The following is a 13,331-nucleotide window of genomic DNA, read 5'->3' as shown; positions in this document are numbered from 1 at the left end:
GCCCTTTTTGTTAACTAATTATTGAATTACTGGCCGCGTACCGCTGACATGGAACGCTCTACTTTTTCCCGATCAACCGTTGCCAGAGGGTTGCCTGCATGCAGCTCGTTCAAGCTTTCCCAAGTGATGATCTCCGTTTTTAAAAGCTCGCGCACCCAGACAATGTCTTTGGGCCGTCCCGCATAGAGCTTGTTGTAGGCGACATCGTGGGCACTGAGGCAATACAAAGTTAATCCATCAGTGACATTGATGACCCAAGTTCTCTCAAGCCATCCAGCCGGTGTGCAGCGGACAGTTTCAGGCGTCGCATAGTCTGCGTAAACTTTGGTTTCATCACGGAACTCACTTTCCGGGCCAATGAATCGATCCACCATTAAGCTGTCGTAATATAAAATGGGAAGGTTTTTGGGAACAAAATCAAAATCGACGGAAAAACGGAGTGAACCAGGCAGCTTTTCGTGCGCAGCAGCCACCGCACCCGTCCCTATAACGTAGGCCTCCATCAGAGCCGGGACGCACCATTTTAGCTTTTTGGCTACAGTTTCAAGATCACCAAGGGTAAGCTCTTTGCCGTACATCTTCGTTTTCTTGTTGGGTGATAAAGGGAAAGCCGTGAAAAGGGGATGAGGAACGCAGTCGTTGACCTTCATCGCCGGCATCTTCCAGAAGAGACGCTATTTCTTGGACGTCCAATTTTTGTAGAAGGTCCAGCCATTCTTGTTCGGCCGCATAAAGTCCCCCGTGGCGATCTTTTAACCGTCCGATGGCCGTGTTAACTAATTCCGGCTGAGTTCTTAATCTCTCAGCGATCAATTTGCCCCGTTGCCATTGCATCCAGTCTTGGATCAAATAACCCTCTGGTAGATCCAGCCAATCAGGAAACATGGGCATTTCCCGAGGCGGAGTCGCAGGTGGTGCCAGGGCGGACATGCAGCTAGTATGCACTCGGTCCTGCCGGAATCAACAGGCTCTCTCGGGTGAGAATCGGGTGGTTACTAAAGCATCGCCCTTTTTGCGTGGGGCGTATCTCATGCCGTCATGGACGAACATTCTCACGAATTACCGCCTCTGCGTCAGCGCATTGAGGAAGCCTATCTGCATGAGTTCCGCGCGGAAGGCCGACCGCCGGTTTCTGTTTACCGTCTTTGCCAGGGGCTGGGCATCACGGAGCGGGAGTTTTTTGGTGAGTATTCCTCATTGGAGGCTGTGGAGCGTCAATGGTGGCGTGGGGTGATGGATAAAGTCATCCATTCAGTGGAAAGCGGCCCGGAGTGGCAGGAGTTCAGTGCCCGCCAGCGGATGCTCGCCTTCATGTTCGGTTTCGCGGAAGCGTCTCTGGATCACCGTAGTCTTCTTTTCCTGAGGCTTGGCCAGGTGATGCCGATCAAGCCGGTGCCTGAATGGACTGCCCTGGAGGAGCGGTATGAGGAATTTGTGAATGGCATTCTCATGCATGGTCGCAACCGGGGGGAGATCATGGCACGCGGGCCTCTCTCTTCGACCTATCCAAAAGTGTTGCGGCTGCTCCTGAGGAGCGTCGTTGCCTTTCACCTGAAGGATGACAGTCCTAAGTTTGAGCGGACGGATGCCTTCATCGAAAAATCGGTCACGGTGCTTTTTGACCTGATGGGACGTCAGGCTCTGGACTCTGGATTTGACCTCATGCGCTTTCTTTTACCTGGGGGATTGAAACGGGCCTGATCATGGCTGCTCAACCTGCCCAAGAAAGCATCCGCAGTACCCCGCTGACCCGCATGGCGGATCTGGCTGGCACCGGGGCGCGTGTGGGGATGAACTATCTCAAATATTATGGTCAGCGCGCCGTTAGTTCGGATGCATCCAAGCCTGCGTTGCGCCGTGAACTGGATGAGGTGAATGCCCGGGATGTCTATGCCTCCTTTAGCCGGCTCAAAGGTGGTCCGTTGAAGCTGGCGCAGATGCTCAGCATCGATGATAATTTATTGCCGCCTGCCTATGCTGCCCAGTTTTCCCAGGCCCAGTATTCCGCGCCGCCGCTGTCTTGGCCGCTGGTTCGGCGTACTTTGGAGCGTGAATTTAGTCAAACGGTCGAGGCGCTCTACGATTCGTTTTCACCTGAAGCGGCTCATGGTGCATCCATAGGCCAAGTGCACCAAGCGACGCGAGATGGAAAAAAACTGGCGGTCAAAGTCCAGTATCCTGGCGTGGCGGATTCCATGCGCAGTGATCTGCGAGTCGTGAAACCTGTGGCGCTGCAAATCCTGGGCCTGCGTGAGGAAGACATCGCGCATTATTTTACCGAGGTGGAAACCCGCCTGCTGGAAGAGACGGACTATGTGGCTGAATTGAAGCGCAGTCAGGAGATCGCGGCTGCCTGTGCCGGGTTGACAGGGTTACGCTTTCCCGCTTTTTATCCAGACCGCTGCTCTGCCAGAGTGCTGACGATGGACTGGATGGAAGGGGTGACGCTGGACCGCTTTGCCGCCAGTTCTGCCACCCAAGAAGAACGCGACCGCATCGGTCAGGCGCTGTGGGATTTTTATCAGTATCAAATTCACGTCCTGCATCTCTTCCATGCGGATCCACATCCGGGGAACTTCCTGGTGGTGGATGGAGAACTGATCGTTTTGGATTTTGGCTGCACACGTGCTATCACGCCGGAGTTTCATGAGAAGCAATTTGCCTTCCTCAATCCGGCGCTGCTGGAATCCGATGCGGCATTGGAGGCGGCACTTCGTGATATGGATGTATTGCTGCCTGCGGATGGTCCTGCCCAGCGAGGAAAAATCATGGATCTAGCACGCCAGTCCATTGAACTGCTCACGCGACCTTTCCAGACAGAGCGCTTTGACTTTGGCGATCCAGCCTTCATGCAGGCCATTTATCTCATGGGGGATGCCAACCGCCAGGACCGCAGCCTGCGCTCATTGCGTGGAGCCCGTGGCCGCTCGGAAAGCGTGTATTTAAACCGTGCTTTCTTTGGCCTGTTCAGCCTGCTGCATCGTCTGCGAGCGACGGTGGAAACAAAGTCGCCACCGGCAGTGTAAGGTATCGCTGCGCAGCCGTTTAACGCAGCTCTGCCAGGGCCTCGAGTGCCAGCTTCCTGGCTCCAGGCTGTTTGTATTTGAGGGAGCTTGCTTCGGTGAAATCAAGGTGTGCCTGCTCCGTTTTTCCCAAGGCTGAAAAGGCCCGGCCACGGTTATAGAGGATGTAAGAATCCTCTGGGGTGAATGCGATGGCGGCGTCGAAAGCGGTGAGGGCTTCCTCGGTGCGACCTTGCAAAAGAAGAGCATCGCCATGGCGGTTGTGGGCTTTCGCGTTGAGCTGTTTGAAATCTTTGTGGTTAGGTGGAAGGCAGCCAGGCAGAGCGCGGAGAACCTGTTCACAAGTAATGGCGGACACCTCCGCCTGGCGACTGCCGTGGGCTGCTTCCTTGAGGTCGTTTTTCACCTGGTCCAGGAGAAGGGACAGCGGCTCGGTGGCATAGTCTCCGGTGCCCTTTTCCTCGGCCACGGCCAGGAGGGCGTCGGCGCATTCTTCTGCCAGCCCGGCTTTGGCTAGATCGAGAATCTGTGCCTGAGTGGGCAGGGTGACAGGTTCAGCTTTCATCACCGGGACAGGTGTATCTTCCGCCACAGGGCCTGCGAGAAAGATATCATCGCCGACCAGCCGTGAGTATTCTGCGGGGATCTGGCCGCCTTCGGAACGATCAAGGACACCGGCCCGTGTGCGCTTGAAGACTTGCTCGATGGTGAGGCCAGGCGTGCGCAGGTTCTTGAGCAGTTCTTCGGTATAAAGTCCGTTGTCGGTATCTCCGTCCAGAGCCGTCTGCCCTGCATCCGTGGCAAAGGCGATGAGAGAGCCAGCGGGCGGTTTCATTTCACTCAGACCGCCAGCGCTTGCTGCATCGCGGGTGCGGCTGGTGCGGGCCACGGCGGTATTGCGGCAGGCATCCAAGATAACGAGATTGCACCTGGCCCCGGCAGCGCTCATATCGGCCACGGCCTGCTCCACATTAAAAAGCCGGGTCTCCGCCAGCAGGCGCAGGGTGACATCATCTGCTTCACCGGGGGCATAGCCTGACTTGAGCGGAATGAGGTAATTAGCCCCTGCCAGGGAGATGCCATGACCGGCAAAGTAAAATAAACCCACTTCGGCACCCGCCAGTGTGCTGCGAAATTCCAGCACTGAGCTGAGCAACTGGTCGCGTGTGACGTTGTGCTTTTCGATGACGGCGAATCCTAACTCGCGGAGGGTTTTGGCCATGGCTTTGGCATCGTTGCCCGTATTGCGCAGTGGACCCACGAGAGGTTCGTAGCGAGCATTGCCAATAACCAAGGCAGTACGGTTTTTGGTTAGCGTTTCCCCTGGTGCCATCATCACCATCAGACAGAGCCAGGAAAGAATGTGCAGGCAGGTTTTCATGCTCAGAAGACAAGGGGCAATCAGCGGACGCCATTTGCAAGACATCGCCGGGCGCATTATGAAACGGCTCTGCCTCGCGGCAAGCTTCAACGCGCTCCACCTCCCATGCATCGAGTTTTTGCCCTCCTCTTGCCGCTGGCCCTTGGCCTTTCATCCTGCCAGACAGTTGATAAAAGATCCTCTGAAACGCGGCTGGTGCCGGGTGATCCGGGTGCGCCTTCCCAGGTCACGCCATCGGAGGCCTTGGCCATCGCTCAGAAGTACACGAACCATCCCTGGCGGCCTTTTGCGCGGAACATTCTGCATGGTACGGATACCAAGGGTGTCCTGGTCCATACTCCAGATGCCGGGCTCAATGATCCACCGGAGCGCCCTGGCTGGTGGATGCCAGGGGCCGTGAATATGGGCATACCTTATAAGTGGGGCGGTTTTGATGATCCGGCCTCGTTTGACCTAGCCATCGCTCAAGGCTCCGCTGGCGGAGATGTTTCCACGCCAGCCAAACGCCGCGCGGATAATGCCGCCGTGAGTGCTGAGGCGGCCGGGGTAGATTGCTCCGGTTTTGTCTCGCGCTGTCTGAAATTGCCGACGGTGCATGATACCTCTCAGTTGCCCTCTGTTTGTTATCCACTGGAAGCGGATGACCTGCGTCCTGGAGACCTCCTCAATGTTCCGCGTCGCCATGTTGTTCTATGTGCAGGCTGGGCGCGGCCTGACCGGAGCTGGATCTATTATTATGAAACGGGTGGTTCTCCGGATTATTGGAAACCAGGGCTCAAGGAGGCTCCGATGCAGGCGTTGCTGGCGCTCGGTTATCAGCCCCTGCGGTATCGTGGCATGGCGTATGAGCCAAAGACTTCGGGAAAGGAAGTGCTAACGCGCAGTGCCATTACCCGTGCGACGACAGTGACGGAACCCACGCTGGGTGAGCCGTGATTTGAAATCTGGAAATCCCCTCATGGGGCAGCTTGCGGCAACTGGAGGTCTCCGGCATGATGAGGGTCTATGACCTCTGCCATCATTGTCGCCGCCGGGAGCAGTCGCCGGATGGGTTTTAATAAATTGCTGGCTCCGCTGGCGGGCGTGCCGGTGCTGCGGCGCACTTTAGGGCAATTTCAGGCCTGCGCGGACGTGGCGGAGATCATCGTGGTGGCAGGGGATGAAGTGCGTGAGGTGGTGGAAGGATGGAAGGCCTCCTTGCCGAAACTGGTCGCGGTCATTCCTGGCGGAGCGGAAAGGCACCTGTCCGTCTGGGCAGGTATCCAAGCCTGCGCCGGGGCAGCGGACATCATTGCCGTTCATGACGGAGCGAGGCCCCTCATCAGCACGATGCAAATCAGCAAGTGCATCACGGCAGCACAAGCCTCAGGATCGGTGGCCTGCGCCAGACCGATGACGGAGACGCTGAAGCGGGCGGATGCGCAGGGGCGCATCACGGATTCCCTGGATCGTACAGGTGTCTGGGTTATGGAAACGCCCCAGGTTTTTCAACGTGATCTACTGATCACGGCCTATGAAGCCGTGATCCGTGACGGGGCTCTCGTCACCGACGAAGTATCCGCCGTACAGCATGTCGGAGAGGTGGTGACCGTGGTGGAAAACACCTCTCCGAATCCAAAGATTACCTTTCCGGCGGATCTAAATCTGGCGGAGCGGTTTCTGCTCTGAGCCTGTCATTTATTAAACCTCCGTCCCAGGTCGATACTGGCGTTTCACCAAGGTGTTGGCGGCTTCGCTGTTGGGGATCTTCAGGGCAGGGGCGTCCCATTGGAGGTCCTGACCGGGGAAATTGCTGGCCAAGCAACCGAGGAGGACGGCTTCAGTCAAGGGACCCGCATAGTCGAAATTGGCGCTGGGTTTGGCTCCACCTTTGAGGCAGCAATCCACGAACTCAAGGTAATGGTTGCGAGGTTCAAGCTTGGGATACTTGAAGCCGGTGAATTTCTCTCTCGGATACAGGGTGGGCGTGGTCAGGTGAGGGGAGAGCAGGACTCCATCCGTGCCGATATAGATGCTGCCCTGGCCGGGGAATTTGGCGAGGTCAGCCACGGCCAGGCTCATGATCTCCGCAGGTGGGCGCGCATCGCCGTCATACCAGGTGACTTTGACGGTATCCGCTGCGGTGTAGGCGGTGCCTTTGAAGGTGTATTCGACGATGGCGTTGATGGCCCAGTTGGTCTCATTCAAGGGAGCAGGGCCGATAGATTTAACACTGATCGGGGCGGCGAGATCAAGCGCACGGAACCAGCCGCTGAACATGTGGCAGCCCATGTCACCGAGAGTGCCGGTGCCAAAGTCGCGGCGCTTGCGCCACTGGGCGGGGTGGTAATAGCCTTCAATGAAAGAGCGGTCTGTGGCGGTGCCGAGCCACTTTTGCCAGTCCATCTCCGCAGGCACGGGATCGGACTTTTGTGGCACGGGTTCCATGTCTCCCCAGAATTTGTTGGAGAAGGTGTGCACCTCCTTCACTTTGCCGATAATGCCGCTTTGGATCATGTCCACTGCCATACGTTCGGTAAAGTTGGAAGATACCTGGATGCCCATTTGCGTCATGACGCCAGTCTCGCGGGCTTTGAGCATGAGCTGGCGGCATTCGTGGAGGTTTTGCGCCAGAGGCTTCTGACCATACAGATGCTTACCTGCTGCCATGGCCTTTAGGCCGATGGGGCCGTGCATGTGATCAGGGGTGGAGACATTGACGGAATCGATATTGGAACTCTCTTTTTCCAGTAGCTCTTGCCAGTCCTGATAGCACCGCACTTCCGGCCACTGTGTTTTCACAGCAGCGAAATTCCGTGTGTCCACGTCACAAACGGCGACGAGCTCCAGCATGGTGTGGTTGGAAAGGGATTTCATGTCTCCCATGGCCATTCCTGCGGCACCAAAGGAGGCATGGCGTAGCTTGCCATTGGGTGATGCAGCCCGCATACCGGAGGTGATGAAAGGGGCCGCGAAAAGGGTGCCGGTAGCCTGGGCCAGGAAGCGGCGGCGGGTAGGGAATGCTGGGTTGGCTGGGGACATGGGAAAGAGTTACGAGGCGGACGGGTGTGATCTTTGGCAATAAAAAGGCCGGATCCCCTGAAGAGATCCGGCCTGGAATTTACACGAAGGTGGTTAGGCCTTCTTTTTCATGAAAGCCAGGGCTCCCAGGACAACGATGAGGAGACCCATACCGATCATGATGTAAGTCTGGATGTTAGACTCTTCCTCCACGACCGCTTGTGGTGCGGCCATGGGCTGGGGGTAAGGAGCAGGTGAGACCGGCTGCTGCATCACGGGCGGGTTAGGCGCAGGAGCAGGGACGGGTGCCTGCACCGGGACTTGAGCCGTAGGCGCTGTGGCAGGTGCTGCCATGCCTGGTGTGGCCGCAGGAGCGGTGCCAGCGGGTGCCTGGGGCGCTGTGCCATCTGCACCTGCCAGGATGCGGGCCACGCGGTCATCCACACCCGAGGTAGCCGCGCCGCCGATGGCGGAGGAACCGCTGACGGCGGACTGAGCGGACTGGCTTTTGCGGACCAAGTCACCGTAGAGAGCCAGCAGTTTGTTTTTGAGGTCGGCCACGATGTCACGGAATTCATTCACCGAGCCAAAACTTTGGATGCGCTCATAAGCTGCGGCACCGCCGGCATAATCAGCTTCACCAATTTTGCGGTAAACGGCGACAAAGGCTTCGTTCCGGATTTTCATTTCATCCAGATTGATAAGCTCCAGCTTGGATCTTTCTGCGACCACAGATTTCTGGAGGGAGTTGATGCTGGTCAGGTCATACTTATAGGGTTCTGCCCAGCGAATGCCGTTACGCTTCTGGGAATCTGACTGGGCACGCCATTTGTTTTTTTCGTCATCAATGGCTGCCTTGGTTCTGGCGCGATCTTCGTCGGTCAGTTTTTTCAGGTTCTCTTCCCGCAGTTTGCTCAGGGCGGGCTGCTCCTGCGCCATTTTGGTGAGGATGATTTCCTGCTTTTCCAGGCAGACCAGGGCTTGCGCGACGGCCTCAGGATAATGGCTCGAAGCTGTATAAGGAGGGCGATTTTTGCTGAACTTGTCAAAAATCCGCAGGGCTTCGATCCAGTTGTTTTTGGCCATTTCGGCCTTCATTTCTCCCAGCAGTTTATACCCGCCGATGTTGTATTCTTCACCTTTGGTTTCGGCGGCACTCATCCAGCGGCCAGCCAGTTTGGCTTCGCCATTGGAGACTTTTTTCTTTTCTTCCTGAAGGGTTTGCTCGATTCCTTCGGCCTCCTTTGCCTCCGGTGTGCCGGGGTATTTGTTGATGAAGGGGCGAACGCGGTCCTGGATCAATTGTTCATACCTGTCGGCAGGCATGAGGTCTTCGGTCGGAAGCAGTTTTTTAAGTTCGATCAATTCCACCTCTTGAGGGGATTGTTTGATGACTTCCTGGATTTCTTCGCGGGTGAAGTCCTTTTCATCCCAGATCTTGGGGGTCAGGCGGTATCTCATGCGGATCGCCGTCGGGCTTTCGCTGAGGATGTTGCCTTCATGCTTGGTGCCGTTTTTCAGGATCAGGATGTCGGCTTGAAGGATGGATGTACCGCAAAGGAACGCCAGCAGGGCGATGCGGGATCGGCTAGATTTCATGGCTCAGAGTAGGAACGTGGGGATGAAGTTCAGGGCGGGAAACCCCCGCCTAATTTGGGGATTAAATCTGGATTCGTTTCATGAGTAAAGAGTGAATCCTTCTCATTTGGCCCTTATTGCAGCCTGAATGCGGCACTTGTGGCCTGTCCTGGCATCAATCGCGGAGCCAATGGTCCCGATGTTCCGCCACAAAGGCGTCATCGTTCAGGTGAGGATACGCCTCATAGACCCGGTTGATCTCATCAAGCTGGCCTGGGCCGAGGGTTTCGTGCTCATCCAGGCACCACAGCCCTTCCAGCAGACCCTGACGGCGCAGTACTTCATGAAGTCCTGCAATGCAGCCTTTGAAACCGTTGGCGGCATCAAAAAACGCGGCATTGCTGTCCGTCACCTGCATGCCCAGCCTGAGCAGGTCGGGCGAGACGGGTTCGTTTTGGCAGCGGGCCAGCAGTTCCACTGCACGGCGAGTCCAGACAGACCAGTGCCCCAATAGACCTCCAACCACACGGCGCTCGCAGTCGCCCAGCCGAAAAGGGGTGACCAGATCGGATACAATGCTGTCGTCATTGCCGGTGTAGAGGGCGATGTCTGTGCGTCCGGACTCCATGACTGCACGGATCACGTCGAGGGTCTGGTAACGGTTGAAAGGGGCCATTTTAATCGCGACGACGTTTTCGATATCCGCAAAGCGCCGCCAAAAAGAATAGGGCAGGACCCGCCCTCCCACACTGGGTTGCAGATAAAACCCGATGACCGGGATCACCTCCGCCACGGCCTGGCAGTGGCTGATCAGGGAATCTTCCGAGGCATCCCGGAGGGCCGCCAGACTGAGGAGGCCAGCATGATAACCCAGCTCATTTAACAGGGAGGCTTCGTTCACCGCCTGGGCTGTCTGACCGCAGATACCGGCGATGCGTACCAGGGGATGGGTGCTGCGGGCCATCTCCTCGGCCGCCAGGGTGAGCACAGGTTTGAAAAGGCCGATGGCGGGATCCCGGATGCTGAACTGCGTAGTGTGTACACCAACGGCCAGCCCCCCGACCCCTGAGGCCAGATAATAGCGGGTGAGTGCGCGCTGGCGGCGCTCATCCAACTGACGGCTGGCATTTAAAGCCAGAGGATGGGCGGGAATAGCCAGCCCCTGGTGCAGGAGGTGACGGAAATTAGAATTTGCCATCGTTGGATTCAAAGTGAGTGGGTTTTCCCAAGGAAGCCCCGCCCTGGCGGACCCATTCGGCAGTTGCCGCTACCATTTCTTCCAGGCTGACCGTTGGTGGGCCGAACCACGCATAGGAGCGGGAGGCATCAAAAAGCCATGCATTGGGTCCCTCACTGCCGGTGATAATGGCTTCCTTACCCAAAAGATCGCTAAAACGCTCGGCCAGCCAGCGGATGGAGACGCGCTCCAGGCCGGTCACATTCAAGGCACAGGGGGGATGACTGGTACGCTCCAGGCATTGGATGGCTCGGGCATTGGCATCTCCCTGCCAAATGACATTGGCCTGGCCCATCGTGACATCCACAGGCTCCCCCTTCATGACCTGGGAGGCGACGTCATGAAGCACGCCATAGCGCAGATCAATGGCATAGCTGAGCCGGAACATGAGGACGGGGGTGCCTTTTTCCTGAGAGAAGTGGGTAAAGATGCGCTCACGGCCCACGCAGGAGTTTGCATACTCCCCTGGGGGTGTCAGGACATCATCCTCCTGGGAGCCTGGGCCCGAAGTGGGCACCAGGGGATAAACACAGGCGGTGGAAAAGACCACGATGCGGGAGCTGGCATAACGCTCCGCGACGATGGCGGGGACGAGGGTGTTCATGACCCAGGTCAGCTCTGGAACTGCTTGAGTGCCAAACTTTTGCCCTGCCATGAAAATGACGTTGGGTGCATCTGGCAGGGCCTGGACGGATGCGCGATCCAGAAGATCACAAGCGATGGTTTTGACCCCGTGGCTCTTCAGCTCATCCATGGATGAGGGGGAGGTGAAGCGGGAGGCTGCGTAAACGGTGCGGTCTTGCTGGCCCAGTTCATCCATCCCGCGCCGGATCATCCGGGCTAAGGAAGGTCCCATTTTTCCCCCTGCGCCCAATACCAGGATATCTCCTCCCAGATTGCGTAGTGTGTCCAGCACGCCCGGGGTGGGGCGGCTGAGTTCGTCTTCAAGGTCAGTTTCGGTCAGCAAAGGGCGCATGATCTAACAAAACATTAATGTAAAGAGACGCGGATTGTCTGTCTTTTTGTCACCACATTAGATGTGAAAAGGTAAAATAAGAGCCTGAAAGCCAATGAAGTGGCTCCGTTGTTTCCAAAGTCAGGCGATCCTTCTGAAGAATGGACAGGCGCAATCACCCTATCCAGGCCGTATATTGGGGAGGGTGGAAAAAAGTGAGAATCCTTCTTGCCAGATGCCCGCTGAATTTGATAACTCTCTACAACCGCATGAAAAAACGCATCGCCCTAATCCTTCTCTCAGCTATGACGCTCTGCGGCGTCGCCTACGCTGATATTCAGTCTCCTCCTGGTCACCACTATAACTGGAGCCGCAAGCTCAGCCGTGGCATGGGCAACATCCTGTACGGATGGACGGAGCCCTTCAATGTCTGGCAGCGCACAGTGAAGACAGACGGCGGTCATGCTGCTTTCATGGACTTTTTTGTGGAAGGCATCAAGCGCATCACCGTGCGCGCAGGATATGGCGTGTATGAAATGGCCACTTTCCCGTTCCCGACCTATAAGCTGACCTATCGCCCACCGTATTATCGCAAGCCACAGATCGATCCATGGTGGGGTTATACCGAATTCTCTCCTGAGCTCGGTTTCATGTCCCAGACTGACTATACCCGCACTCAGGGCTGGTAATCATCCAGGATTAAAATTTCTCCAAGCGCAGGTCCTCATTGGGCCTGCGCTTTTTTTATGCCTCGTTTAGTTTCAGGCGGATCTGCCGGAGTACGTACACACAGGCCAGAATGGCCGAGGTCATCTGCACCAGCACGGTGGAAAGGGCGATGCCTGCCGCGCCCATCTCCCGCATCAGCAGCCAATTAAGGCCGACATTAAAAATCAACCCGACGACGGAGAGCCAGATGATGAAATGGGTGGCCTGCATGGCTACCACCACGCGTGAGGCCAGGCTGCCAACAATGTAAAAGGGGATCTGTAGGGCGGCATAACGCAGCACTTCCGCCACACGCAGAGTATCCTGGCCGGTGAAGGAGCCTCTTTCAAAAAGCAGGGCAACGATCCACGGTGCCAACCAGCAGAGGGTGAGGACCGCCGGCATCGCCAGGGCCAAAATCCCCCCGGCACTGGCCAGGAGCTGATAGCGGACTGCAGGCCAGTCCTTACGGGCCACCTTTTCAGCGAAATAAGGGAAAAGCACATCGCAGGACGGGGCCACGGTAACGGCCAGGATGATGCCGCAGATCTTTTCCGTGTAGCCCAGGACAGCCACGCTGCCTGGGGAAAGCCATGCGGCCATGGTCTGGTCCACCACAACGGTGCTGCTGAAGATACCGCCTGCGAATAAAAAGTGAGCGGCATGACGGCTGACCGTCAGAACGTGGGGATCCCAGTATCGCAGGCAGCTCCGCCAAAAGCTCCATTGGCCCGGCATACGACCTGCCAGGGTGGCGGATAAGACTCCAAGATGCAGAACGGAACCGGCAACGGTGCCAGTGACCAGAGTCCCCACGGTGGCATCCTTTCCCTCATAAAGAAGCAGGCTGATGATGGCGAGTGGTATCAGGATAGGGGCGCTGGTGGCGACGATGAAATGTTTGTCTGCACGTAACCAGGCCGCCATCTGGTAAGACATGCCAAAGCACACCATGAAGGGCAGCAACTGGCGCAACAGGCTCACGGCCAGGGCCTGTTTCTCCGGGCTGAACCCCCGGGTGGCCCAGTTGACAAAAGATGGGGCGACAAAGTAACAAAGTCCCGCCAGGGCCAGAAGGCTCAATGCGTGCAGGACGCCGCTCTGAACTGCCAGCCGTAACGCCCGCCGGTGTTTGTTGGAGTACCGAATACCGGTATAGATAGGCAGAAACGACTCCGGCAGTCCTCCCCCGATGAGGGTGGAAAGAAAAGTCAGCAGTCCAAATGATACGAGGAAGGCATCCAGTGCATCCCCCGTTCCAAACTGCCGGGCAACGGTGGCGTCTTTCAGAAAGGAGACGGCCTTGGTTCCGACAGTCAATATGGCCACCATCAGGAAGCCAGATACGATACGAGAACCTGCTCCCTGGCGAATCAGGGAGCGAACCTGCGTTTGTAAATGAGTGAACAGGGTGCGCAAACGCGAAACGATAAGCACGCGGGCGGCAGG

General features: G+C 57.0%; 13 protein-coding genes. 5 read left to right on the top strand and 8 right to left on the bottom strand.

Annotation, left to right across the window (positions count from 1 at the left end; genetic code table 11):
- Positions 1 to 26: 26 nt before the first annotated feature.
- Both EI77_RS01355 and EI77_RS01350 read right to left on the bottom strand, forming a co-directional pair.
- Positions 27 to 578 (bottom strand): DUF6036 family nucleotidyltransferase, encoded by a 552-nt coding sequence (locus EI77_RS01355; protein WP_133792960.1) that lies wholly within the window; start codon positions 576 to 578, stop codon positions 27 to 29.
- Positions 550 to 885, bottom strand: a complete 336-nt coding sequence (locus EI77_RS01350; RefSeq protein ID WP_133792959.1) for a hypothetical protein — start codon at positions 883 to 885, stop codon at positions 550 to 552. The genes EI77_RS01355 and EI77_RS01350 overlap by 29 nt, the downstream gene beginning before the upstream one ends.
- Before the next feature lie 153 nt (positions 886 to 1,038).
- Here EI77_RS01350 and EI77_RS01345 point away from each other — a divergent pair, with 153 nt between their 5' ends.
- Together EI77_RS01345 and EI77_RS01340 are read left to right on the top strand one after the other, a co-directional pair.
- Positions 1,039 to 1,701 carry a TetR/AcrR family transcriptional regulator gene (locus tag EI77_RS01345; RefSeq protein WP_133792958.1) on the top strand — a complete coding sequence of 221 codons (663 nt, stop codon included), beginning with the start codon at positions 1,039 to 1,041 and terminating at the stop codon, positions 1,699 to 1,701.
- Between the two features lie 2 nt (positions 1,702 to 1,703).
- The gene (locus EI77_RS01340) at positions 1,704 to 3,026 is read left to right on the top strand and encodes an ABC1 kinase family protein (RefSeq protein WP_133792957.1); all 1,323 of its coding nucleotides are present in this window, start codon (positions 1,704 to 1,706) and stop codon (positions 3,024 to 3,026) included.
- Between the two features lie 19 nt (positions 3,027 to 3,045).
- Here EI77_RS01340 and EI77_RS01335 read toward each other — a convergent pair whose 3' ends face one another.
- Positions 3,046 to 4,404: a caspase family protein gene (locus EI77_RS01335; RefSeq protein WP_166646956.1), complete on the bottom strand. Its 1,359-nt coding sequence runs from the start codon at positions 4,402 to 4,404 to the stop codon at positions 3,046 to 3,048.
- 105 nt (positions 4,405 to 4,509) lie between these two features.
- Here EI77_RS01335 and EI77_RS01330 point away from each other — a divergent pair, with 105 nt between their 5' ends.
- Positions 4,510 to 5,340, top strand: coding sequence for an NlpC/P60 family protein (locus tag EI77_RS01330; RefSeq protein WP_133792955.1), 831 nt, complete (start codon positions 4,510 to 4,512; stop codon positions 5,338 to 5,340).
- 69 nt (positions 5,341 to 5,409) lie between these two features.
- Positions 5,410 to 6,072: a 2-C-methyl-D-erythritol 4-phosphate cytidylyltransferase gene (gene ispD / locus EI77_RS01325; RefSeq protein WP_133792954.1), complete on the top strand. Its 663-nt coding sequence runs from the start codon at positions 5,410 to 5,412 to the stop codon at positions 6,070 to 6,072.
- A 12-nt stretch (positions 6,073 to 6,084) separates the two neighbouring features.
- Here ispD and EI77_RS01320 read toward each other — a convergent pair whose 3' ends face one another.
- From EI77_RS01320 to EI77_RS01305, 4 genes are all read right to left on the bottom strand, one after another.
- Positions 6,085 to 7,425, bottom strand: coding sequence for a Gfo/Idh/MocA family protein (locus EI77_RS01320; RefSeq protein WP_208300235.1), 1,341 nt, complete (start codon positions 7,423 to 7,425; stop codon positions 6,085 to 6,087).
- 93 nt (positions 7,426 to 7,518) lie between these two features.
- Positions 7,519 to 9,003, bottom strand: coding sequence for a PTPDL family protein (locus EI77_RS01315; RefSeq protein WP_133792953.1), 1,485 nt, complete (start codon positions 9,001 to 9,003; stop codon positions 7,519 to 7,521).
- A gap of 154 nt (positions 9,004 to 9,157) precedes the next feature.
- Positions 9,158 to 10,180: a dihydrodipicolinate synthase family protein gene (locus EI77_RS01310; RefSeq protein WP_133792952.1), complete on the bottom strand. Its 1,023-nt coding sequence runs from the start codon at positions 10,178 to 10,180 to the stop codon at positions 9,158 to 9,160.
- Entirely contained in the window at positions 10,167 to 11,195 is a 1,029-nt protein-coding gene (locus EI77_RS01305) for an NAD-dependent epimerase/dehydratase family protein (protein ID WP_133792951.1), read from the bottom strand. The genes EI77_RS01310 and EI77_RS01305 overlap by 14 nt, the downstream gene beginning before the upstream one ends.
- A gap of 248 nt (positions 11,196 to 11,443) precedes the next feature.
- Between EI77_RS01305 and EI77_RS01300 the strand changes: the two genes are divergently transcribed.
- Positions 11,444 to 11,863: an exosortase system-associated protein, TIGR04073 family gene (locus EI77_RS01300; protein WP_166646955.1), complete on the top strand. Its 420-nt coding sequence runs from the start codon at positions 11,444 to 11,446 to the stop codon at positions 11,861 to 11,863.
- A gap of 55 nt (positions 11,864 to 11,918) precedes the next feature.
- Here EI77_RS01300 and murJ read toward each other — a convergent pair whose 3' ends face one another.
- Positions 11,919 to 13,319, bottom strand: a complete 1,401-nt coding sequence (gene murJ / locus EI77_RS01295; protein ID WP_133792949.1) for a murein biosynthesis integral membrane protein MurJ — start codon at positions 13,317 to 13,319, stop codon at positions 11,919 to 11,921.
- Positions 13,320 to 13,331: the final 12 nt, after the last annotated feature.

The organism is Prosthecobacter fusiformis (assembly GCF_004364345.1).
In the GTDB taxonomy this organism is placed as follows: domain Bacteria; phylum Verrucomicrobiota; class Verrucomicrobiia; order Verrucomicrobiales; family Verrucomicrobiaceae; genus Prosthecobacter; species Prosthecobacter fusiformis.
Note: the sequence above shows the minus strand (reverse complement) of the source record. Positions and strands in the feature narration are given on the sequence as shown.